Origin of the sequence: Streptomyces sp. CGMCC 4.7035 (assembly GCF_031583065.1) — a bacterium.
Taxonomy (GTDB): Bacteria; Actinomycetota; Actinomycetes; order Streptomycetales; family Streptomycetaceae; genus Streptomyces; species Streptomyces yaanensis.
Window position 1 is genome coordinate 874,714 of sequence record NZ_CP134053.1, and the last position, 20,872, is coordinate 895,585.

Consider the following 20,872-nt stretch of genomic DNA (forward strand, 5'->3'; position numbering starts at 1 on the left):
TGTATCCGCTGTCATACGCGCAGCGCCGACTGTGGTTCATCGGCCAGCTGGAGGGCCCGAGCACGACGTACAACATCCCGACGGTGGTGCCGCTGCCCGGCCGGGTCGACTCCGCCGCGCTGGGTGCGGCGTTGCGGGATGTGATCGGTCGGCACGAGGTGCTGCGCACGGTGTTCCCGATGGTCGATGGCGAGCCGTTCCAGAACGTCCTCCCCATGGACAGCCTGGAGTGGCAGCTCCAGGTGCAGGACGTGTCTCCGGCCGCACTGCCCGCCGCGATCGACGAAGCCATGGGATGCGTGTTCGATCTCGAGTCCGAGGTGCCGATCCGAGCTTGGCTTTTCTCGGCCGGACCGGAGGAAAACGTCCTGGTGGTGGTGGTGCACCACATCGCCAGTGACGGCTGGTCGGCGGGGCCCTTGGTCAGGGACGTCACCACGGCTTACGCGGCCCGCCTCGCGGGTCGTGGTCCGCAGTGGGAGCCACTGCCGGTGCAGTACGCGGACTTCACGCTGTGGCAGCGGGAGATGCTGGGCAGTGGGGACGACCCGAACAGCCTGATATCCCGGCAGGTCGCCTACTGGCGGCGAGCCCTGGAAGGGGCGCCGGCGGAGCTGGAACTGCCTTCGATCGACCGCGGTCCGTCGTCGCCGATCATCGTGGGCACACCGTTCCGTTGCAGGTGTCCGCCGAGGTCCACGCGCGCCTGCTCAAGGTCGCGCGCGCCCATGGTGTGACGCCGTTCATGCTGCTGCAGAGCGCGCTCGCGGTGCTGCTGTCGAAACTGGGTGCGGGTACGGACATCCCGATCGGCGTGGCGGTTGCCGGACGCACCGATGAGGCACTGAACGACCTGGTCGGCTTCTTCGTCAACACCCTGGTGATCAGGACCGATCTGTCGGGCGACCCGACCTTCGAGCAGGTGCTCGCCCAGGTCCGGGAGACGGGATGGCTCGCGCTCGAGAACCAGGATGTGCCGTTCGAGCGCCTGGTGGAGGAGCTGGCTCCTGCCCGGTCGCTGACGAGGCAACCGCTGTTCCAGGTGATGCTCGCGGTGGAGGACACCCCGTCGGCCGTCGATCCGTCGGGGGCGCAGGTCCCTGGAAAGCCGGGAGTGCGCCCGGACTCGCAGGCGGGTGCGTCCGTGGCGAAGTTCGATGTCGACGTGAGCCTCGGCGAGACGTTCGCCCCTGACGGCGCTCCAGCGGGTCTGCGGGGCACGGTGACCGGGGCGGCTGCTCTGTTCGACGCTGTGAGTGTCGAGCTGATGGCCGAGCGTTTGGTGCGGGTGCTGGAGGCGGTCGGTGTGGAGGACGACTTCTTCGCGCTGGGCGGACATTCGCTGCTGGCGGTCCAGGCGGTCGCACGGCTGAGGGCACGAGGCGTGTCGTTCACGGTGCGCGACATCTTCGCGGCCCCGACGGTGAGCGGCCTGATGGAGCGTCTGAGCATGTCGTCCTTGCGTGACGTGCTCGACGTCCTCCTGCCGATCCGGGAGTCGGGCGATGAGGCCCCTGTCTTCTGCATGCATCCCGGCGGTGGCGTGAGCTGGTGCTACATGCCCATGTCGAGGTTCGCTCCGAGCGGGATCCCGCTCTACGCATTGCAGGCGCGAGGCATCTCGGGCGAAGCCGAGTTCGCGGCCTCGCTCACGGAGATGGCGCAGGACTACATCGAGCAGATGCGCACCGTGCAGCCGACCGGACCGTACCGCCTGCTGGGCTGGTCCCATGGCGGACTGGTCGCGCACGAGGTAGCCGTGCAGCTTCAGGCGGCGGGTGATGAGGTATCGGCCTTGATCATCCTGGACGTCTATCCGCCGCAGCGCACGCTCGGACCCGAGCCGGTCGAGGGGGACGGGGAGGGCGGCGCGGCCGAGGCCGAGCTGATGCCCGCTCCCGACCCGGAGGGCGAGCTGCGTGCGCTGAAGGACTGGGCCCGCCAGGTGGCCGGCCCGATCGGCGGGCTCTCGGACGACGAGGCCCTGCACATCGCGCACCTGTTCCTGAACAACCAGAGGATCGCCGTCGAGCACAACTACGGACGGTTCGATGGGGATGCTCTGGTGCTCGTGGCGGAGGAGGGCAAGACGAAGGGCGCGCCAACCGCCCGGAGCTGGGAGCCCTACGTGAGCGGGACGATCTCGGAAGCCCGCATCCCGTGCGCCCATCCCCAGATGGTCGATCCCGAACAGCTGAGCGACGTCTGGCATGCGATAGCGGACTGGATGGCAGCGCAGGAGGACTGACCGAGGTACCTGCACGACCGGCCGGCGCCGGATGCTGCCTGGGCGCCGGCCGGAGCAGACGGGGATGGTTCATCCCGACGAGTCGGAACGAGGGGAATGGACGGGCATGTGTGAGCACGAGGGCGGCATCGCCGCTGTCGGCACCGAGGGGGCGGGCCTCGGCAGGGATGACGTGGAGTGCGCTGCGCGGCGGCTGGCCGGCCGGGTGTGGCGCACGCCCGTCGTCCGCTGCGACCGGCTCGACGCGCTCGCGGGCACGCGGCTCTGGCTGAAAGCCGAGAACCTGCAGCGCGGCGGATCGTTCAAGACCAGGGGGGCGCTCCTGGCCGTCGAGCGGCTGGCCGCCGCCGGAAGCCGTGGCGTGGTTGCGCAGAGCACGGGGAACCACGCCATCGCGGTCGCGCTGGCGGCCCGGGCGCATGGACTGCCGGCCGTGTTGGTCCTGCCCGATGACGCGGTGGCGACGAAGGTCGATCTCATCCGGGAAGCCGGGGCGGAGATCGCCTTCGCCGGCACCCTCCTCGCCGAACGGACGGCGATGGTCGAGAAGATCCAGGACCTGCGCGGGTACGACGTGGTCGATCCCTACCAGAACCGCGATGTCGTCATGGGTCAGGGGACTGCCACAGCCGAACTGATCGGCCAGGTCCGAGCGGAGGGAGGCAGGCTGGACGCCGTGGTCGTTCCGATCGGCGGCGGCAGCGCGATCGCCGGGGCCTGTCTGGCGGCGGCAGGGGAAGACATGGCAGTGGTCGGAGCGGAACCGGAGGCGGTGGCCTCGTTCACAGCGGCTCTTCGTGCCGGTCGGCCGGTGACCGTGCCGGCCGGCTACACGATCGCCGACGGTCTCCGACCTGATCGCACAGGCAGCCTTCCCTTCGATCTCGCCCACGGGACCGTCGCCTCGGTCGTCAGGGTGAGCGAGGTGGCCATCGAGGGCGCGCTCCGTGCCGCCCTCCTGCACGCACGCCTGCTGATCGAGCCGGCGGCGGCGACGGCGCTCGCAGCGGCACTCGACCACGCCGCCGGCTTCGGCGCCGACGTCGGGGTGGTGCTCACAGGCGGCAACGTCGAGGCAGACCTCGTGACGTCGCTGCTGTCCCGGCCCGACGTGCCCAGTTGAGCGTTCACCTCGGCGCACCGAGTGACGGATCGTTCGGCCCCGCGGTGACCGCCCTCTCGCTGTAGGCGGTCCGCCGCGGGGTCCCGGTCACACGTCCCGGCGCCGCACGACCACCACCGCGACGATCACCGAGGCGAGGGACCAGGCGGCGAGCGCGATCCACGAGCCGCTGATCGTTGCCGGATACTTGCCAAGGCTGATGTGGAAGGCCGGGTTCAGGGTCAGTCGGCTCGCCGCCTGGAGAGGAAGGTAGTCGCCGATCTCTTTGAGAAGCTTGTAGCGGTCGCCGCCGAAGAGCATGGGCAGCAGGAACAGCATTCCCACGACTCCGGTGATCGAGGCGGTGGCGTGTCGCAGGACGGCACCGAAGGCCATGCCCAGGAGCGCACAAACCGGAGCGATCAGCGCGTAGGCGGCGACGGCACGCGTGCAGCCCCGGTCGTGGATGGACAGTCCGAGGTGGCGGGAAGCGAGCATGGCGTTGGTGAGGAAGAACGACGCCGTGGAGACGATCGCACCCAGGACGATGGTGATCGTGGTGACCATGGCCACCTTGGCCGTGATCACCGCGCGGCGGTCGGGAACGGCGGCGAACGTGGTGCGGATCATCCCGGTGGCGAACTCGCCGAAGACGGTGATGGCGCCGAAGGCGGCGGCGGCCAGACCCATGAGGTCAGCGGCGATCTTGTTGAGGCCGTGCCACAGAGGGTCGTACCGGAACGGCGGGAGGCCCGCTGCCACAGGGTGTTGTCCGTCGATGTAGGCCAGGTCGTTGTGGACGGCGTTGACATTGATCACGATCGCGGCGAGGGCGCTGAGCGCGAGCACCCAGTAGGTCGAACGGAGCGACCGCATCTTGATCCACTCGGCGGCAAGCAGGTCCGCGAACCGTGGCCTGGGCTCGGGCGCGTGGTCCGACTTTCCGTCCACGGACGACGTCAGGGTGCTCATCGGGCCTCTCCGGCAAGGTAGTCGACGCTGGCGGCGGTGATGGACATGAACGCTGACTCCAAGGACGAGGTCTCCGAGGTGAGTTGGTGCAACGCGATGTGGTGCTGGTGGGCGAGGTCGCCGATCCGGGCCGCCGTCAGGCCCGTGACTCGGCCCACCTCGTCGGTCTCCTGGTGCACCGATGCGCCCTCGGCGGTCAACGCGTCCGTCAACGCGGCCAGATCGGGAGTCTTCACGGTCACGCTCAGGGAGGTGTCGCGGGCCGCGAACTCCTCCAAGGCCTGGTCGGCGATCAGCCGGCCCTGGCCGATCACGATGAGGTGATCGGCGGTCTGGTGCATCTCCGCCATCATGTGGCTGGAGACGAAGACGGTACGGCCCTCGGCGGCCAGGCGGCGAAAGAGCCCGCGCACCCAGCGCACGCCTTCGGGGTCCAGACCGTTCAGCGGCTCGTCGAACAGCAGCACCGGCGGGTCACCCAGGAGCGCGCCGGCGATGCCGAGCCGTTGCTTCATGCCCAAGGAGAAGCCGCCGATGCGACGTCGTGCGGCCTTGGCCAGCCCCACCTCGTGCAGCACCTCGTCCACCCGTGCGGGCGGGATACGGTTGCTGCGGGCCAGGGCGGCAAGATGCGCATGGGCGCTGCGTCCGCCGTGGATGTCCTGGGCGTCCAGCAGCGCGCCGACGTGGCGCAGCCCGCGTGGGTGGCCCGCGAAAGGCACTCCGTTCACGGTCACGGCTCCGCCGCTGGGGGCGTTCAGCCCGAGGATCATCCGGAGCGTGGTGGACTTCCCGGCCCCGTTCGGCCCGAGGAAACCCGTCACCCTGCCCGGCGCCACGGTGAAAGTCAGGTCGTCGACGGCGACGGTCGCGCCGTATCGTTTGGTCAGGTGCGTCGCTTCGATCACAGGTCAACCCTGCCGGAACAAGCGGGAGTTCGGCATCCCTCCGGCGATCACATTCGCGGTGCACGCTTGTAGCCCGGAGTATTAAGCCTGAGGGCCAATGACCCACGGCCCCCGCGCGCATACGATCGGGGTCATGACCGTCGCGCCCCCTCCACCCCTGCTCAAGCGCCTGCCACCAGGTCTTTGGGTGGCGCTCTTCTGGTTGATGATCATCCTGGTGCGCGCTCTGCAACGGCCCGGCGAGCTGCACCACCTGCTCGACTACAACGGAAACACAGAGGGCGCGCCGCTGCTGGTCACCGCCGTCGTCACCACGCTGGGCACCCTGCTGCTGTTTCGCGCGCCACTGGCCGCGGTGGCCGCAGTGCTCGCGGGCGCCGTCTTCTCCTACGAGATGTGGGTTCGGGAGACGCCGTATGTGCTCTTCCTGTTGTCCGACGGACTGGTCGGCTACATCACCGCCAGTCGGGAGCGCCGCATCTCGCTCCTCGCCGCCCTGCTGCCGGTAGGGACGGTGGCCGGGTACACCGTCTGGGACGTGCTGGCCGGGTACCCCGTGAGTATCACGAAGTCGCTCACCCTCGTCGCGACTGTTGCCATCGCCTGGCTGATCGGCAACACGATTCGCCAAAGCCGCGCCCACGCCGAGACCATGCGCCTCCAGGCAACGCAGCAGGCGGTCACGGAAGAGCGGCTGCGTATCGCCCGCGAACTGCACGACATGGTCGCGCACAACATAGGCATCATCGCCATTCAGGCCGGCGTCGGCAGACGGGTCATGAGCAACCGGCCCGAACAGACCCGCATTGCCTTGGGCGCCATCGAGACGACCAGCCGAGAGACCCTCTCCGGTCTGCGGCGCATGCTCGGAGCGCTGCGGAAGACCGACGCCCAGGCAGCAGCGCCGGGTGAGCCGGTCTCGGGCCTGGCCCATGTCGATCAGTTGGTGGCGAGGACCAAGGATGTCGGCGTCCGGGTGGACGTGCGGCGCCGGGGCGAGCCCCGCAGCCTGCCCGCCGAGGTGGACCTGGCCGCCTTCCGTATCGTCCAGGAGGCCGTCACCAACGTCGTACGGCATTCCGGCACGAAGGACTGCAGCGTGACGCTGGACTACCGGCCGGACGAACTGGTCGTCGAGGTCGTCGACCTCGGCTGTGGGGGCGTGGCAGGGAGCCCCGGATACGGCCTCGTCGGAATGCGGGAGAGAGTCAGCCTGTTGCACGGCCAGTTCAGCGCCGGCCTCCGCCCCGAAGGCGGATTCCGCGTTGCGGCGCGACTCCCAGTGCCGGTGGAGGCCGCAGAGTGATCCGCGTCGCCCTGATCGACGACCAGCCTCTGATCCGCACCGGCCTGCGTGTCCTCGTCGAGGACACACCCGACCTGGAAGTCGTGGGGGAGGCCGAAACGGGGGCCGGGGCCGTGGCACTCGTCAAGCAACTGCGGCCGGACGTCGCCGTCATGGACATCCGTATGCCCGGCATGGACGGTATCGAGGCCACCCGCCAGATCACTGCGGATCCGGAGTCGAGGACCCACGTCCTCGTCCTCACCACCTTTGACGACGACGACTGCGTCTACGGTGCGCTCCGGGCCGGAGCGAGTGGCTTCCTCGTCAAGGACATGCAGTTGGAGACGATTCTCGACGCGATCAGGGTGGTCGCTGTCGGTGATGCGCTCCTGGCCCCGCGCGTCACGCGTCGCCTCATCCAGGATTTCGCGGCACGCCCGGACGCGCCCGCCACCGGCACGACCCGCCGGGGAGTGATGGACGGCATCACCGGCCGGGAACGCGAGGTGCTCCTCCTGATCGGCCGCGGCCTGTCCAACGCCGAGATCGCAGAGACGCTCTGCGTCAGCGTGGCCACCGCCAAGGCCCACGTCGCGCGTCTGCTCGCCAAACTGCACGCGCGTGATCGCGTCCACCTCGTCATCCTCGCCTACGAAACCGGTCTCGTTTCGCCGTCGCAGTGATGCCCGTAGGGGACGTCGACCAGCAGTCGGGCTTGCGGCCACCGTGAAGAGCACGACACATGGAGAACGCAGGCCCGACTCCGGCCCTACGGGTTCTCAGCCCTCGACCCAGCCGTGGCTTCTGCTGAGCTGTACCAACTGCTGGCGAAGCTGCGTGATCTGCTCCCCAGTCAGCCACGAGGCCGAGTTCAGCAGGAGCTCCGTGAGCTCGAAGCTGTACTCCGCGACGCTGAGTACATCGCACGTGGGTTCTTCGCCGTCCTCCAGACCGGCGGTGGACGTCTGTACGGACGAAGGCGCCTGGAGCCGCAACGCGGGCGGAGGCATCATGGGCGTCTGCGCCCTCTCGGAAAGCCGGACCGACGATGCCTTGGGCCCGCGGTCACCCTCCTCGATCTCGAACTCGACCCATGTCCCGGAACGCACGGAAGACTCCGGAATCAGCAGATCGTTCGCATGCAGGAAGACGTCCTCCCCGCCATCCTCAGGAGCGATGAACCCGTAGCCTCGGACACCGTCGAAGCGAAGAACCTTGCCTGCAACCATCTGAACCCCACAACCATCTCGGGCCCCTTGCCCGAACAACCGTTCCGGATGATCCTACTCGTCGTGCCTACGGACGAAGCGATTCCGGCTGCGGGCCGCCAAGGCCGAGTGGGCCCAACTCTTCCGCTGGAGGTCGTCTTCGCGGCCGAGCGAGCGGCCTACGGAATCCCCAGCTCGAAGATCACGTAGTGGGCGTACCACCCCGAGGCCACCGCCGCGCTCGTGAAGAACACCGTCAGGCTCGGCCACTTCAGCCGACTCAGGGCGGCGGCCGGGGCGAGCAGCAGGGGGAAGGCGGGCAGCAGATAGCGGGAGGTGTTGCCGAACATCTGCTGCGTGCCGAGGACGGTCACGATGCCGGCCAGGGTGTAGGCGACCAGCACCAGCGGCGGCTTCCTGCGCAGCATCAGCGCGATCAGGAAGGGCAGCGCGATCACCAGCTGGACGCCGAGCAGGTCGGGCGTGGAGAAGGCGAAGAGGTAGTCGATGTGCCCAACCGCGATGTTGCGCAGCACGTCCAGCGTGTAGGCGCCGCCGTCGAAGTAGTGCGCCCAGCCCTCGCGCTGGAGTGTGAAGTAGGCGGTCAGGTCGCCCATGCTGAGGCCGACCCACAGGACGTACGTGAGCAGGCCGAGCGGTGCCGCGATCATGGCGTAGACCGGCCCGGCGACGCCGTGCTCGCGCCGGCCGTCCCGCCGTAGGACCGTGACCAGGGCGGCGAGGCTCACCGCGCCGATGAGCGCCGCCGAGGTGGGCCGGCTCAGGCCCGCCAGGAAGGCCAGCAGGCCCGCCGGCACCCAGCGGCCCTTCATCACGCAGTAGCAGGTCCAGGCCGCGATGGCGACGAACAGCGACTCCGAGTACACCGCCCACTCGACGCCCGCCCCTGGCACGACGGCCCACAGTCCGGCGGCGATCACGCCCGCCCGCACCCCGGCCAGCGTCGAGATCACCGCGTAGATGCCGGCCGCCGCCACGAGGGATGCCAGGACCGACACCAGGATCGCGGAGCCGTACAGGCCGAGCCCGGTCACCTCCGAGACGGAACGGATCAGCCCGGGGTAGAGCGGGAAGAAGGCGACTGAGTTCTGCTTGACCGTGAACAGGCTGCCCGGGGGCAGCGGTTTTAGCGGCTTCGGGTCATACCCGTTCTGGGCGACCTGGAGGTACCACCAGCCGTCCCAGCTGGACCGCAGTCCCACCAGTGGGCGCCGCCGCCGAACCGCGGGTCCTTTGTGCGGTAGTCACCGGCGTACTCGAGCAGCCGGGCGAATATGGTGAGCCCCACGAGCTTCGTGACGCCGTTACAGGGCGAGCGGAGCCACGTACGGCCGTGCACCCGGAGGCAGCGTGAGCCGGCGGCTCCGGCGCGGACGATCGACCTGCGCGAAGGGGGGAGAAGCGGGTGGCCGAGGGAGCGGATGCGACGACCGAACTGTCCGTCGTCGTTCCGATGTTCAACGAGGTGGAGGCCCTGCCCGCCCTGGTCAGCCGGCTGCGCCCGGTCCTGGAGGGTCTCGGGGTGCCGTACGAGCTCGTCGCCGTCGACGACGGCTCCACCGGCGGCACCGCCGAACTGCTCGGGGCCTTCCGGCTCGGCTGGCCGGAGCTGCGGGTGATCCGCCTGCGCCGCAACTCGGGCCATCAGGCCGCCCTCACCGCCGGCCTCGACCGGGCGGTCGGCGCGTATGCGGTCAGCCTCGACGCCGACCTCCAGGATCCGCCCGAGAAGATCCCCGACATGCTGGCCCTGGCCCGTGCCGAGGGGCTCGACATCGTCTACGGCATCCGCGCCGACCGGGCCAGCGACTCCGGGTTCAAGCGGTGGACCGCCGGGCTCTACTACCGGCTCGTACGCCGCCTCGTGGGCCCCTCCGTGCCCTCCCAGGCCGGTGACTTCCGGCTGCTCAGCCGGGGCGCTGTGGACGCGCTGAAGGCCCTGCCGGAGCAGCAGCGCGTCTACCGCCTGCTCGTCCCCTGGCTCGGTTTCCCCAGCGGGCAGGTCACCTACGAGCGCGCCCCGCGCACGGCAGGGCGCAGCAAGTACCCGCTGGGCCGGATGATCCGGCTCGCGGTCGACAGTGTCACCGGTTTCTCGGCGGCCCCGCTGCGGCTGGCCACCTGGCTCGGCGGCTTCGCCTTCCTGGTCTGCCTCGGGCTGATCGTCTACACGCTCGCCGCCCACGTGCTCGACCACACGGTGCCGGGCTGGACCTCCCTGTTCACCGGGGTGCTGTTCATCGGCGCCGTGCAGCTGATCTGTGTGGGGCTGCTGGGGGAGTACGTGGCCCGCATCTACACGGCGATACAGAACCGGCCGACGTACTTCGTGGGGCACGACACGGCACAGGTCGCGGAGGAGCCGGCACCGAGGTCGTGATGCCCCCTCGATTCGCGTCCCGCCGCCTCCTGTGGTAATAGACGGCCGCCCGGAGAAAGCCCAGGTCAAACCCGTCCGGGTGCCCCGCGCTCCGGCCACCCCCCTTTTGTTTTGACCGGAGTCTGTGCGGTGGGTACGCTCAGACCTTGTGCCTGGGGTGTGCCCTGGCTCTCGTGCGTGCCTTCAACCGCATGGCGAGCCGTCATCGGCCACCGTAATCTGCGCCCTTCTCGCCTTGCGGCAGGGTCTGCTGGATTCGACACACCCGACCGCGTGGGTCGGCGACGTTCCAGGTTAGCTGTACCTATCGGCACACAGAAACCGGAGAAGTAGTGCCTACGATCCAGCAGCTGGTCCGTAAGGGCCGGCAGGACAAGGTCGAGAAGAACAAGACGCCCGCACTCGAGGGTTCCCCTCAGCGTCGTGGCGTCTGCACGCGTGTGTTCACGACCACCCCGAAGAAGCCGAACTCGGCCCTGCGTAAGGTCGCGCGTGTGCGTCTGACCAGCGGGATCGAGGTCACCGCTTACATTCCGGGTGAGGGACACAACCTGCAGGAGCACTCCATCGTGCTCGTGCGCGGCGGCCGTGTGAAGGACCTGCCGGGTGTTCGCTACAAGATCATCCGCGGTTCGCTCGACACCCAGGGTGTCAAGAACCGCAAGCAGGCCCGCAGCCGCTACGGCGCCAAGAAGGAGAAGTAAGAATGCCTCGTAAGGGCCCCGCCCCGAAGCGCCCGGTCATCATCGACCCGGTCTACGGTTCTCCTCTGGTGACCTCCCTCATCAACAAGGTGCTGCTGAACGGCAAGCGCTCCACCGCCGAGCGCATCGTCTACGGCGCCATGGAGGGTCTGCGTGAGAAGACGGGCAACGACCCGATCATCACGCTGAAGCGCGCGCTGGAGAACATCAAGCCGACCCTTGAGGTCAAGTCCCGCCGTGTCGGTGGCGCCACCTACCAGGTGCCGATCGAGGTCAAGCCCGGTCGTGCCAACACCCTGGCGCTGCGCTGGCTGGTCGGTTACTCCCGCGCCCGTCGCGAGAAGACCATGACCGAGCGTCTGCTCAACGAGCTCCTCGACGCCTCCAACGGCCTCGGTGCCGCTGTGAAGAAGCGCGAGGACACGCACAAGATGGCCGAGTCCAACAAGGCCTTCGCGCACTACCGCTGGTAGTCGCTACCCACATCGAGACCGAGAGAAGACTGAAGCCTTATGGCTACCACTTCACTTGACCTGGCCAAGGTCCGCAACATCGGGATCATGGCCCACATCGACGCGGGCAAGACGACCACCACCGAGCGGATCCTGTTCTACACCGGTGTGTCGTACAAGATCGGTGAGGTCCACGACGGCGCTGCCACCATGGACTGGATGGAGCAGGAGCAGGAGCGTGGCATCACGATCACCTCTGCTGCCACCACCTGTCACTGGTCGCTGGAAGACGTCGACCACACCATCAACATCATCGACACCCCGGGTCACGTCGACTTCACCGTCGAGGTGGAGCGCTCCCTGCGCGTGCTCGACGGTGCCGTGACGGTGTTCGACGGCGTCGCCGGTGTCGAGCCCCAGTCCGAGACGGTGTGGCGTCAGGCGGACCGCTACGGCGTTCCGCGTATCTGCTTCGTCAACAAGCTCGACCGGACCGGTGCCGAGTTCCACCGTTGCGTCGACATGATCTCTGACCGCCTGGGCGCTCAGCCGATCGTGATGCAGCTCCCGATCGGTGCCGAGGCCGACTTCAAGGGCGTCGTGGACCTGGTCCGCATGAAGGCGCTCGTGTGGTCCGCCGAGGCCACCAAGGGCGAGATGTACGACGTCGTCGACATCCCGGACACGCACACCGAGGCTGCCGAGGAGTACCGCGGCAAGCTGCTCGAGGCCGTGGCCGAGAACGACGAAGAGATCATGGAGCTGTACCTGGAGGGCCAGGAGCCTTCCGAGGAGCAGCTGTACGCCGCGATCCGTCGTATCACCATCGCGTCCGGCAAGGGCACCGGCACCACCGTGACCCCGGTGTTCTGCGGTACCGCGTTCAAGAACAAGGGTGTCCAGCCCCTGCTCGACGCGGTCGTGCGCTACCTGCCGTCCCCGGTCGACATCGAGGCCATCGAGGGCCACGACGTCAAGGACCCCGAGGTCGTCGTCAAGCGCAAGCCGTCCGACGAGGAGCCCCTCTCGGCGCTGGCGTTCAAGATCATGAGCGACCCGCACCTCGGCAAGCTCACCTTCGTCCGGGTTTACTCGGGCCGCCTGGAGTCCGGCTCTTCGGTGCTGAACTCCGTCAAGGGCAAGAAGGAGCGCATCGGCAAGATCTACCGCATGCACGCCAACAAGCGTGAGGAGATCGAGTCGGTGGGCGCCGGCGACATCGTCGCCGTCATGGGCCTGAAGCAGACCACCACCGGTGAGACGCTGGCCGACGACAAGAACCCGGTCATCCTGGAGTCCATGGACTTCCCGGCGCCGGTCATCCAGGTCGCCATCGAGCCCAAGTCGAAGGGCGACCAGGAGAAGCTGGGCGTCGCGATCCAGCGCCTGGCCGAGGAGGACCCGTCCTTCCAGGTCCACTCGGACGAGGAGACCGGCCAGACCATCATCGGTGGTATGGGCGAGCTGCACCTCGAGGTGCTGGTCGACCGTATGCGCCGTGAGTTCAAGGTCGAGGCCAACGTCGGCAAGCCGCAGGTCGCGTACCGCGAGACGATCCGCAAGGCCGTCGAGCGCGTCGACTACACGCACAAGAAGCAGACTGGTGGTACCGGCCAGTTCGCCAAGGTGCAGATCGGCATCGAGCCGCTCGAGGGTGGCGACACCTCGTACGAGTTCGTGAACAAGGTGACCGGTGGTCGTATCCCGAAGGAGTACATCCCTTCGGTCGACGCCGGTGCGCAGGAGGCCATGCAGTTCGGCATCCTCGCCGGTTACGAGATGACCGGCGTGCGCGTCATCCTGCACGATGGTGCGTACCACGAGGTCGACTCCTCCGAGCTCGCCTTCAAGATCGCCGGTTCGCAGGCCTTCAAGGAGGCCGCGCGCAAGGCCAGCCCCGTGCTGCTCGAGCCGATGATGGCCGTTGAGGTCACCACGCCCGAGGACTACATGGGTGAGGTCATCGGCGACATCAACTCCCGCCGTGGCCAGATCCAGGCCATGGAGGAGCGGGCCGGTGCCCGCGTCGTGAAGGGCCTCGTGCCCCTCTCGGAGATGTTCGGCTACGTCGGAGACCTCCGTAGCAAGACGTCGGGTCGCGCAAGCTACTCGATGCAGTTCGACTCCTACGCCGAGGTTCCGCGGAACGTCGCCGAGGAGATCATCGCGAAGGCCAAGGGCGAGTAACGCACTCCGTTCACACGCTTTAGGCTTGACACCGACCGCCGGGGTTTCGGCCCCGGGTCGGAACCCCTGGATCCCAGGGTTCCGGTCCAAGGAAAGAGCCCCGGCGGGCGGCACCCCAGCAAAGATCACCTGGCGCCGATGAGTAAGGCGTACAGAACCACTCCACAGGAGGACCCCAGTGGCGAAGGCGAAGTTCGAGCGGACTAAGCCGCACGTCAACATCGGCACCATCGGTCACATCGACCACGGTAAGACGACCCTCACGGCCGCCATTACCAAGGTGCTGCACGACGCCTACCCGGACCTGAACGAGGCCACCCCGTTCGACAACATCGACAAGGCGCCCGAGGAGCGTCAGCGCGGTATCACCATCTCCATCGCGCACGTCGAGTACCAGACCGAGTCGCGTCACTACGCCCACGTCGACTGCCCGGGTCACGCGGACTACATCAAGAACATGATCACCGGTGCCGCGCAGATGGACGGCGCGATCCTGGTGGTCGCCGCCACCGACGGCCCGATGCCGCAGACCAAGGAGCACGTGCTCCTGGCCCGCCAGGTCGGCGTTCCGTACATCGTCGTCGCCCTGAACAAGGCCGACATGGTGGACGACGAGGAGATCCTGGAGCTCGTCGAGCTCGAGGTTCGTGAGCTCCTCTCCGAGTACGAGTTCCCGGGCGACGACGTTCCGGTCGTCCAGGTCTCCGCTCTGAAGGCGCTCGAGGGCGACGCCAAGTGGACCCAGTCGGTCCTGGACCTGATGAACGCTGTCGACACCTCCATCCCGGAGCCCGAGCGTGACGTCGACAAGCCGTTCCTGATGCCGATCGAGGACGTCTTCACGATCACCGGTCGCGGTACGGTCGTCACCGGCCGTATCGAGCGTGGTGTCCTGAAGGTCAACGAGACCGTCGACATCATCGGCATCAAGACCGAGAAGACCACCACCACGGTCACCGGTATCGAGATGTTCCGCAAGCTGCTCGACGAGGGCCAGGCCGGTGAGAACGTCGGTCTGCTGCTCCGCGGCATCAAGCGCGAGGACGTCGAGCGCGGCCAGGTCATCATCAAGCCGGGCTCGGTCACCCCGCACACCGAGTTCGAGGCGCAGGCCTACATCCTCTCCAAGGACGAGGGTGGCCGCCACACGCCGTTCTTCAACAACTACCGCCCGCAGTTCTACTTCCGTACGACGGACGTGACCGGCGTGGTGACCCTCCCCGAGGGCACCGAGATGGTCATGCCGGGTGACAACACCGAGATGTCGGTGCAGCTCATCCAGCCCATCGCCATGGAAGAGGGCCTGAAGTTCGCCATCCGTGAGGGTGGTCGCACCGTGGGCGCCGGCCAGGTCACCAAGATCAACAAGTGAGTTCCGCTCGCTTGAGGGTCTGACCCTTCGGGGTTGCCTGACCTGAAGAGGCCCGTACGACTTCGGTCGTACGGGCCTCTTCGCGTTCCGCGCCGGGCCGGGGAAATTGGGCGAGATCATTTCGGGCAGGGCGTCACGGGCTCATTGAGTTGGTTGATACAGGAGTTTGATCGCGCCTGGCGTCGAGCCATTTGTTTTGTCGCGTAACTCCGCGTAGCGCCCCATGCACGCTAACCTGAGTGAATGACCGGACGGGGGCTCGCGTCGAAGGGCCGCGCCGTCGGGCTTGCTCAGTCCCTTTACCTGGTCCTCCCAGCGGAGATGCGATGGACACTCGGCGAACGGTCGTGGTCACCGGTGCGGCGGCCCCGGGGATCGGTGAGGCGGTGACGCGTCGTCTGGTCAAGGACGGGTACCGCGTGATCGGTACCCACGCGAGCGACGACCAGGACCATGCGCGGCGCCTTGGGGACGATCTGGGCCCGGAGTGCGAGCTGGTCGAGGTCGATCTCGCCAACCGCAAGGACCTGTTCGCCTTCGTCACCCGTCTCCGGGAGGAGGCGGACTGCCGGGACAGGGTCTACCACGCGCTGGTCAACGCGGAGTACTACTTCGCGCCCGAGAATCTCGACGAATTCGACCACGACGAATGGGACAAGAGTGTCGCGGTCAATCTGACGGCTCCCAATTACCTCGTGCGGGAACTCGGTCTGAGAATCGCCGACCGGGGCGCCATTGTGACGGTGACGAGCACAGAGGGATTCGTCGGGTCGTACGGAGCTTCCGCGTATGCCGCGTCGAAGGCCGCCATCCACAATCTGACGAAATCCTGGGCCAATACGATGCGGCGCGACATCAGGGCCAACGCGGTGGCGGCGGGCTGGATCGCCGGCGCCATGCCCGAGGAAGTCCACGACAAGTCCCGCGCGATCACTCCGCTCGGACGCCCGGGTGATCCGACCGAAGTGGCTGCCGCGGTGTCCTTCCTGCTCTCGGACCAGGCGAGTTTTGTGAACGGCACGGTCCTCACCGTGGACGGCGGCTACCTGGGCGCCGACACCGTGGCGAAGTTCGAGTACCAGCTGGCAAAGGGGACCGTGGAAGCCTGACGAGCCGGCGGGCTGACGAGCTGACGAGCGCAGGTGGGGGGCGCAGTGCCGGGAAATGACGAGGCTCGGGGCTTGCCGGACGAGGGCGCGGACCTGATCCACGCGCTGCTCGACCAGATACCCGTGAGCTTCTGGATGTCGCGCGGGCGCGACGGAGGCTACGAGATCGTCCTCTGGAACGCCGCGGCGAGCCGCATCTACGGCTACACCAAGCAGGAAGCCATCGGCAGCAGCTTTCTCGACCTGTTCGTGGACGAGCCCCAGAAGGACCAGGCCCGCGAGGACGCCGACCGCATCATCGCCGGTGTCCCTCTCGTCGTCCCGGCGGTCAACTGCATCGCCGTCGACCGGGACCGGCACGGAAATCCGGTCGCCCTGCTCACCAATGCCTTTCGGGTGGAGTTCGAGGGGGAGAGCTTTCAGGCGGAACTCGCGGTGGACCTGACGCCCAGCAGGTTTCTGCAACACACCGACGCGTACTACCGGGCGAAGCGCGAGGGCCCCGACCACGCCCCGCTGCGCACCCTGGAAGCGTTTCTGGACCACATCACCGAACTCAACTCCCGACAGCTGGCGCTGTGGGGCCGCACCTTCGCACACGAGATCCGCAGCGAACTGGTACCCCTGCGGCAGGCGCTGCGACAGCTGGCGGAGGACAACCCGTCCCTGTCGGGGACCGATGAGTTCAGGGACATCGAGCGGTCGGTGGGCAGCCTGCGGTTGCTGTCGGACAATTTCCTGTCGTTCCAGGCCGGCTTCCAGCCTGATCTCCGGGCGGGAAACCCGCAGGCCTTCGCCCGCCCGGGCGGCTTCGACCTGCTCGACACCGTACGCGCCGTGACCGACGAGTTCGCCTACGCGGCCACACAGCTCGGTACCGACATCGCACTCGTGCTGCCGGACGACCCGGGGCGGCTGAACCGGACCCGGCTGCTCGGCACGCGCGAGGCCTTCACGAACACCATGCGCAACGTACTGAGCAACTCCGTCAAGCACTACGACCGGTCGTTGACGCATGGCGACGGGCGCATCACCGTCACCCTGGCCCGGGACAAGAGCTTCGCGGGGATCGCCGTGCGCAACCCGGGCCAGATGCCGCAGTCCCAGATCGACCACGGCTTCGAGCCGTTCTACAAGGACGCGCAGAACCCGTCGGAGGGGATGCACTTGGGGCTGTCCATCGCGCATCAGTGGACGAAGGAGGTCGGGGGAAGGATCTCCATAGCCAACCAGGCCGACCAGGTCCTGGTGAGCATCCTGTGGCCGTGCGACGCCCATGGGGACGCGTAGATGTCGACGCCGAGAACGCCGCTGGCCGGGAAGACGATCGCCTTCGTCGACGACCGGTACGACATCAACCGGTATTTCTTCGCCGCCATCAGACGAGCCGGTGCACACCTCCTGCACTGCAACACGCTGCGGCAGGCCTGCTCGTTGTTCGAGTCGCGGGAACCCATTGACGCGGCGGTGCTCGACCTGCACATGAGCCTGCCCGATCCGGTACCCGAGGCGCTGGAGACGTTCGCGTCCATCTTCCGGGGGAACCACTCCGGTTACCGGCTGGGAGTGCAGGAACTGAACGCGGGCCAGGTACTGGGGATGTACCTCAGCGCGCAAAACGGCGTGCGCCACATACCTTTCATCTACCTCTCCGCCGTGGCCGACTCGTTCGTCGCCATGGAAGGCGCTCGCCCGTGGCAGGACCGGTCGGCCTTCGACAAGTACGAGACGAGCCCGCAGGACCTCGTCGACCTGCTGGAGGAGATGCTGCGTGCCGCCCCCTGACGTCCTGGCCGCCGTCCAGGGGGCTGAACCGGCCTACGGCTTTCTCTGGCTGGCGGCGAGCCAGGCCTGGTACACGTTCCTCTGGGTTTCTTTGCTGGTCACCGCCGCCGTGCTGTGGAGAGCCACCCGTGCGCGCCCGGTCCTTCGGGTCCTGCTCACCGCCTGCGCGGCGCTCGGCGTCACGCTCGTCGCTCCCGCTCTGTACATCGTGGTCGGCCGGTTCGCCGACTCGAACACGGCGGGTTCGGACATGGCCATGGCGATCTTCAGCATCGTGGCCACCGTGGTCTCCGGCTACTCGCTGTACGTCGCCACCGTGGTGGACCGCAAGCGCGACGAGGTCGAGAAGAACCTGCGGGACCTGACGACGCTGATCGGGGAGCTGCGCGCGCAGAATCAGCAGCAGAGGACGGACCTGGAGAACACACGGACCCAGCTGGCTCTGCAGGACCTGCGCATCGCGTTGTTCCTCACGGTCACCGACGAGATCGAGACCCTGGACGAGGACGGCTCCGCGCTGTCGCGCAACCGTGCCATGACCCTCCGACTGGTCCAGCGGCTGCTGGCCCGGCAGGCACTCGCCGAGATCGTGTTCGACCTGCGCGAGCTGACGTCCGTCCTGCACCGCCGTCCGACCATGGTCTCCACCGAGGTGAAGGCGCGGATCCGGTCCTATCTGGACATGCTGATCCGGTGCTCGGGGGCATCGGACATCGAGCACGTTCCCTTCATCCGCGAGCTGTCCCAACGGTTGGGCGGCTGACGAGGCTCAGCCGACAGGGCTGCCGTGGAGGTAGTCGTCGAGATCGCCGGGGCGCATGCTTTCGGGGCATTCCTCGGTGTAGTAGTTCATGGCCACGACGACGCGCGCTCCGCCACTCGTCACCGCACGCACGTAGTGCGGATGCAGCCTGCCGTCGAAGAACACCAGATGGCCCTTCTGCGGGTAGATCACCGAGCAGTCGCGATCCACGTCCGCGGTGTTCCGGGCATGGGTGTCGTGCGCGATGGCCAGCTCACCGCCGGCGCCCGGACGATGACCGGTCGCATAGAGCAGACCGGCGATCGGGTTCGTGTCGATGTGGCACTCGCTCCTGTCGCCACCGGGCTCCTGGACGTTCAGCACCACCGCGTAGCGGCGGTCCGTCGCCGAGAGCACCGTGCGCCGTGCGTGGCTCTCTCCCAACTCCCTGAAGAGGCCGTGGTACAGGTCGACCACCCAGGAAAGCTCCTTCCAGACCACGGCCCCGCGAACCGCGCTGGTGAGCAGTGCCCGGGTGCCGACCTGTTCGCGCGAGGTGGAATGCGGAGGCATGAGGAGCCGGTCTGCCTGGTTCTTCCGTACGACCTCGGCGATGTCCGTGTCCCAGCCGGCGGGCAGCAGCGAGGTCACGTCGAAGGTCGTCCAGGAGAACCGGCCCCGCAGGGCATGATCCACATGATCCATTTCCCCCACCCCTCAGGATCGACGCGGCTCCGTCGCTGTGCGGTTGTCCTTATAGCGTAGCCATGACGTATAGGGGTGGTTCCCCTGAGTACGAGCGCTCATGTGCCCGCCCGCGCCCTGCGGTTGGGTGAAACGTCGTGCCGCGCTGGGTCCTCGCCATCCTCGCGCCCGGCACCGTACTGGTCTCGGTCCTCGTCTTCGCGTCGATGGTCCCCTGGCCGAGCTGATTCCCTGACCGCCTGCCGTCAAGCGAAGTGTCGGGGAACTCTATGAGGCGCGCCGGCGAGAGTTGTGGCAACTCCGGCTCGTCCCTGTGCGGAATGTTCCTTCCTGTGCGTAGTGGGGTGGTTGGGGCGGTCGTACCGTGAGTCGTCCGGTGGCCGTCGGGGCCCGGGAATCGTTCGGGAGGATGGTTGGGTTCCGATGCGTGACGCGCACAGGGGATCGTCCATGTCGTCCATACCCGTGCGGGCCGTCGGCGGATTCCGGCAACCGCTGCCCCCGGTCGCCGAGCTGGGCGGCCGGGTGGGCGTCACCGTGACCGAGACCGGGGCCGAGCGGCCGTCGCGGCCCACCCGGCGGCGTGAGCGCGCCGCCGCCTCCGGACGAACCCGCTCCCGCCTGTACGCCGTCGACGGCATCCGCCTGATCGCCGCCCTGATGGTCGCCGTACACCACTACGCGGGTACGCGCCGGGTCGATCAGCCGGGCAACCTGATCTGGGACCGCCCGGTCTCCGACATCATGCCGACGGTGTTCCACTTCGCGGCGTACGGCTGGATCGGCGTCGAGATCTTCTTCGTGATCAGCGGCTTCGTGATCTGCATGTCCTGCTGGGGCCGCACCCCACGCCAGTTCTTCGTCTCCCGCGTCATCCGGCTCTACCCGGCGTACTGGTGCGCGATCGTGTTCACGACGGTTGTGCTGATGGCCCTGCCGGGTGTCTGGGAGCGCATGCGGCTGCGCGACATCCTGCTCAACTTCACGATGCTGCAGTCCGGTTCGGGCGTGCGGAACGTCGACGGCGTCTACTGGACCCTGTGGTCGGAACTCCGCTTCTACCTGCTCTTCCTCCTCGTGGTGGCCACCGGCCTGACCTACCGCAAGGTCGTCCTCTTCTGCTGCGTGTGGGGCGCCGCCGCCATGCTCGCGCCGGTGGCCGAGGTCCCCCTGCTGGACCTGGTCGCCGGCCCCGAGGCCGCCTGGTACTTCATCGCCGGCCTCGCCCTCTACCTCATGCACCGCTTCGGCCAGGACCTGCTGCTGTGGGGCATCCTCGCCATGTCGTGGCTGATGGGCCAGCGGGAGCTGGGGCAGCGCATCGACGAGGTCGAGCACGTCTCCGGCTGGCGGGGAGCCGTGCTGATCTTCACCGTGTTCCTGCTGGTCATGGTCGCCATCGCCCTGGGCCTGACCGACCGCGTCCGCTGGAAGTGGCTGGTCACGGCGGGGAGCCTGACGTACCCGCTCTATCTGATGCACTACGCGGCCGGTACGACGCTGATCAACCGCCTGCGGGACACGATGGACGCCCGGCTGCTGGTCGTCTCGGTGATCGCCGGGTTCCTGCTGCTGGGCTACCTGGTCCACCGTTTCGTGGAGCGACCCGTGGCAGGCGCGCTGAAGAGGGGGCTGGACACGTCGTTCGCTCGGCTGCGGAATGCGGGGCAGGCGGGCTGACGGGGCGTG

Annotated in this window: 19 protein-coding genes and 1 pseudogene; 15 read left to right on the plus strand and 5 right to left on the minus strand. The window is 67.8% G+C overall.

What is annotated here, in order from left to right; all coding sequences use genetic code 11:
* Positions 1-59: 59 nt before the first annotated feature.
* From Q2K21_RS03355 to Q2K21_RS03365, 3 genes and pseudogenes are all read left to right on the plus strand, one after another.
* Positions 60-1,432 (plus strand): annotated as a pseudogene (locus tag Q2K21_RS03355) (condensation domain-containing protein); the annotation flags it as partial.
* A gap of 93 nt (positions 1,433-1,525) precedes the next feature.
* A complete protein-coding gene (locus tag Q2K21_RS03360; protein ID WP_310780571.1) occupies positions 1,526-2,248 on the plus strand; it encodes a thioesterase domain-containing protein in 723 nt (240 codons plus the stop codon).
* Positions 2,249-2,354: 106 nt separating this feature from the next.
* Entirely contained in the window at positions 2,355-3,371 is a 1,017-nt protein-coding gene (locus Q2K21_RS03365; protein ID WP_310764183.1) for a threonine ammonia-lyase, read from the plus strand.
* 87 nt (positions 3,372-3,458) lie between these two features.
* Here Q2K21_RS03365 and Q2K21_RS03370 read toward each other — a convergent pair whose 3' ends face one another.
* Entirely contained in the window at positions 3,459-4,322 is an 864-nt protein-coding gene (locus Q2K21_RS03370) for an ABC transporter permease subunit (protein ID WP_310764185.1), read from the minus strand.
* Positions 4,319-5,230 (minus strand): ABC transporter ATP-binding protein, encoded by a 912-nt coding sequence (locus Q2K21_RS03375; protein WP_310764186.1) that lies wholly within the window; start codon positions 5,228-5,230, stop codon positions 4,319-4,321. Before Q2K21_RS03375 ends, Q2K21_RS03370 begins: the two co-directional genes overlap by 4 nt.
* 133 nt (positions 5,231-5,363) lie before the next feature.
* On the opposite strand from Q2K21_RS03375, the gene Q2K21_RS03380 reads away from it, so the two are divergent.
* The gene (locus tag Q2K21_RS03380) at positions 5,364-6,536 is read left to right on the plus strand and encodes a sensor histidine kinase (protein ID WP_310764188.1); all 1,173 of its coding nucleotides are present in this window, start codon (positions 5,364-5,366) and stop codon (positions 6,534-6,536) included.
* On the plus strand, positions 6,533-7,201 hold the full coding sequence (locus tag Q2K21_RS03385; RefSeq protein ID WP_310764190.1) for a response regulator transcription factor: 669 nt from the start codon (positions 6,533-6,535) through the stop codon (positions 7,199-7,201). Before Q2K21_RS03380 ends, Q2K21_RS03385 begins: the two co-directional genes overlap by 4 nt.
* Before the next feature lie 96 nt (positions 7,202-7,297).
* Here Q2K21_RS03385 and Q2K21_RS03390 read toward each other — a convergent pair whose 3' ends face one another.
* Positions 7,298-7,747: a cold-shock protein gene (locus Q2K21_RS03390; protein WP_310764192.1), complete on the minus strand. Its 450-nt coding sequence runs from the start codon at positions 7,745-7,747 to the stop codon at positions 7,298-7,300.
* A gap of 158 nt (positions 7,748-7,905) precedes the next feature.
* On the minus strand, positions 7,906-8,949 hold the full coding sequence (locus Q2K21_RS03395) for a glycosyltransferase family 39 protein (protein WP_310764194.1): 1,044 nt from the start codon (positions 8,947-8,949) through the stop codon (positions 7,906-7,908).
* A gap of 251 nt (positions 8,950-9,200) precedes the next feature.
* On the opposite strand from Q2K21_RS03395, the gene Q2K21_RS03400 reads away from it, so the two are divergent.
* The 9 genes from Q2K21_RS03400 (at position 9,201) to Q2K21_RS03440 (ending at position 18,499) form a co-directional block, all read left to right on the plus strand.
* On the plus strand, positions 9,201-10,127 hold the full coding sequence (locus Q2K21_RS03400) for a glycosyltransferase family 2 protein (RefSeq protein WP_386277353.1): 927 nt from the start codon (positions 9,201-9,203) through the stop codon (positions 10,125-10,127).
* 332 nt (positions 10,128-10,459) lie between these two features.
* Positions 10,460-10,831, plus strand: a complete 372-nt coding sequence (gene rpsL / locus Q2K21_RS03405; protein ID WP_003948652.1) for a 30S ribosomal protein S12 — start codon at positions 10,460-10,462, stop codon at positions 10,829-10,831.
* Between the two features lie 2 nt (positions 10,832-10,833).
* Positions 10,834-11,304, plus strand: a complete 471-nt coding sequence (gene rpsG, locus Q2K21_RS03410) for a 30S ribosomal protein S7 (protein ID WP_003992340.1) — start codon at positions 10,834-10,836, stop codon at positions 11,302-11,304.
* Positions 11,305-11,343: 39 nt separating this feature from the next.
* Positions 11,344-13,470: an elongation factor G gene (gene fusA / locus Q2K21_RS03415; protein ID WP_310764595.1), complete on the plus strand. Its 2,127-nt coding sequence runs from the start codon at positions 11,344-11,346 to the stop codon at positions 13,468-13,470.
* Between the two features lie 178 nt (positions 13,471-13,648).
* Positions 13,649-14,842 (plus strand): elongation factor Tu, encoded by a 1,194-nt coding sequence (gene tuf, locus Q2K21_RS03420; protein ID WP_310764597.1) that lies wholly within the window; start codon positions 13,649-13,651, stop codon positions 14,840-14,842.
* 326 nt (positions 14,843-15,168) lie between these two features.
* Positions 15,169-15,951, plus strand: a complete 783-nt coding sequence (locus Q2K21_RS03425) for an SDR family NAD(P)-dependent oxidoreductase (protein WP_310764598.1) — start codon at positions 15,169-15,171, stop codon at positions 15,949-15,951.
* Between the two features lie 72 nt (positions 15,952-16,023).
* Positions 16,024-17,241, plus strand: a complete 1,218-nt coding sequence (locus Q2K21_RS03430; protein ID WP_310764599.1) for a PAS domain-containing sensor histidine kinase — start codon at positions 16,024-16,026, stop codon at positions 17,239-17,241.
* Complete coding sequence (locus Q2K21_RS03435) at positions 17,242-17,736, plus strand: hypothetical protein (protein ID WP_310764600.1); 495 nt, start codon at positions 17,242-17,244, stop codon at positions 17,734-17,736.
* Positions 17,723-18,499, plus strand: coding sequence for a hypothetical protein (locus Q2K21_RS03440; protein ID WP_310764601.1), 777 nt, complete (start codon positions 17,723-17,725; stop codon positions 18,497-18,499). Before Q2K21_RS03435 ends, Q2K21_RS03440 begins: the two co-directional genes overlap by 14 nt.
* A gap of 6 nt (positions 18,500-18,505) precedes the next feature.
* On the opposite strand, the gene Q2K21_RS03445 is transcribed toward Q2K21_RS03440, so the two are convergent.
* Positions 18,506-19,183: a 2OG-Fe(II) oxygenase gene (locus tag Q2K21_RS03445; RefSeq protein ID WP_310764602.1), complete on the minus strand. Its 678-nt coding sequence runs from the start codon at positions 19,181-19,183 to the stop codon at positions 18,506-18,508.
* Positions 19,184-19,633: 450 nt separating this feature from the next.
* Here Q2K21_RS03445 and Q2K21_RS03450 point away from each other — a divergent pair, with 450 nt between their 5' ends.
* On the plus strand, positions 19,634-20,863 hold the full coding sequence (locus tag Q2K21_RS03450; protein ID WP_310764603.1) for an acyltransferase family protein: 1,230 nt from the start codon (positions 19,634-19,636) through the stop codon (positions 20,861-20,863).
* Positions 20,864-20,872 lie beyond the last annotated feature (9 nt).

Excerpts from the sequence above, each read along its gene's own strand:
- rpsG (WP_003992340.1), top strand. The coding sequence starts at position 10,834 with ATGCCTCGTAAGGGCCCCGCCCCGAAGCGCCCGGTCATCATCGACCCG.
- Q2K21_RS03400 (WP_386277353.1), top strand. The coding sequence starts at position 9,201 with ATGTTCAACGAGGTGGAGGCCCTGCCCGCCCTGGTCAGCCGGCTGCGC.
- Q2K21_RS03370 (WP_310764185.1), bottom strand. The coding sequence starts at position 4,322 with ATGAGCACCCTGACGTCGTCCGTGGACGGAAAGTCGGACCACGCGCCC.
- fusA (WP_310764595.1), top strand. The coding sequence starts at position 11,344 with ATGGCTACCACTTCACTTGACCTGGCCAAGGTCCGCAACATCGGGATC.
- Q2K21_RS03360 (WP_310780571.1), top strand. The coding sequence starts at position 1,526 with ATGCATCCCGGCGGTGGCGTGAGCTGGTGCTACATGCCCATGTCGAGG.
- Q2K21_RS03450 (WP_310764603.1), top strand. The coding sequence starts at position 19,634 with ATGTCGTCCATACCCGTGCGGGCCGTCGGCGGATTCCGGCAACCGCTG.
- Q2K21_RS03425 (WP_310764598.1), top strand. The coding sequence starts at position 15,169 with ATGGACACTCGGCGAACGGTCGTGGTCACCGGTGCGGCGGCCCCGGGG.
- Q2K21_RS03390 (WP_310764192.1), bottom strand. The coding sequence starts at position 7,747 with ATGGTTGCAGGCAAGGTTCTTCGCTTCGACGGTGTCCGAGGCTACGGG.
- Q2K21_RS03435 (WP_310764600.1), top strand. The coding sequence starts at position 17,242 with ATGTCGACGCCGAGAACGCCGCTGGCCGGGAAGACGATCGCCTTCGTC.
- Q2K21_RS03380 (WP_310764188.1), top strand. The coding sequence starts at position 5,364 with ATGACCGTCGCGCCCCCTCCACCCCTGCTCAAGCGCCTGCCACCAGGT.
- Q2K21_RS03365 (WP_310764183.1), top strand. The coding sequence starts at position 2,355 with ATGTGTGAGCACGAGGGCGGCATCGCCGCTGTCGGCACCGAGGGGGCG.
- Q2K21_RS03445 (WP_310764602.1), bottom strand. The coding sequence starts at position 19,183 with ATGGATCATGTGGATCATGCCCTGCGGGGCCGGTTCTCCTGGACGACC.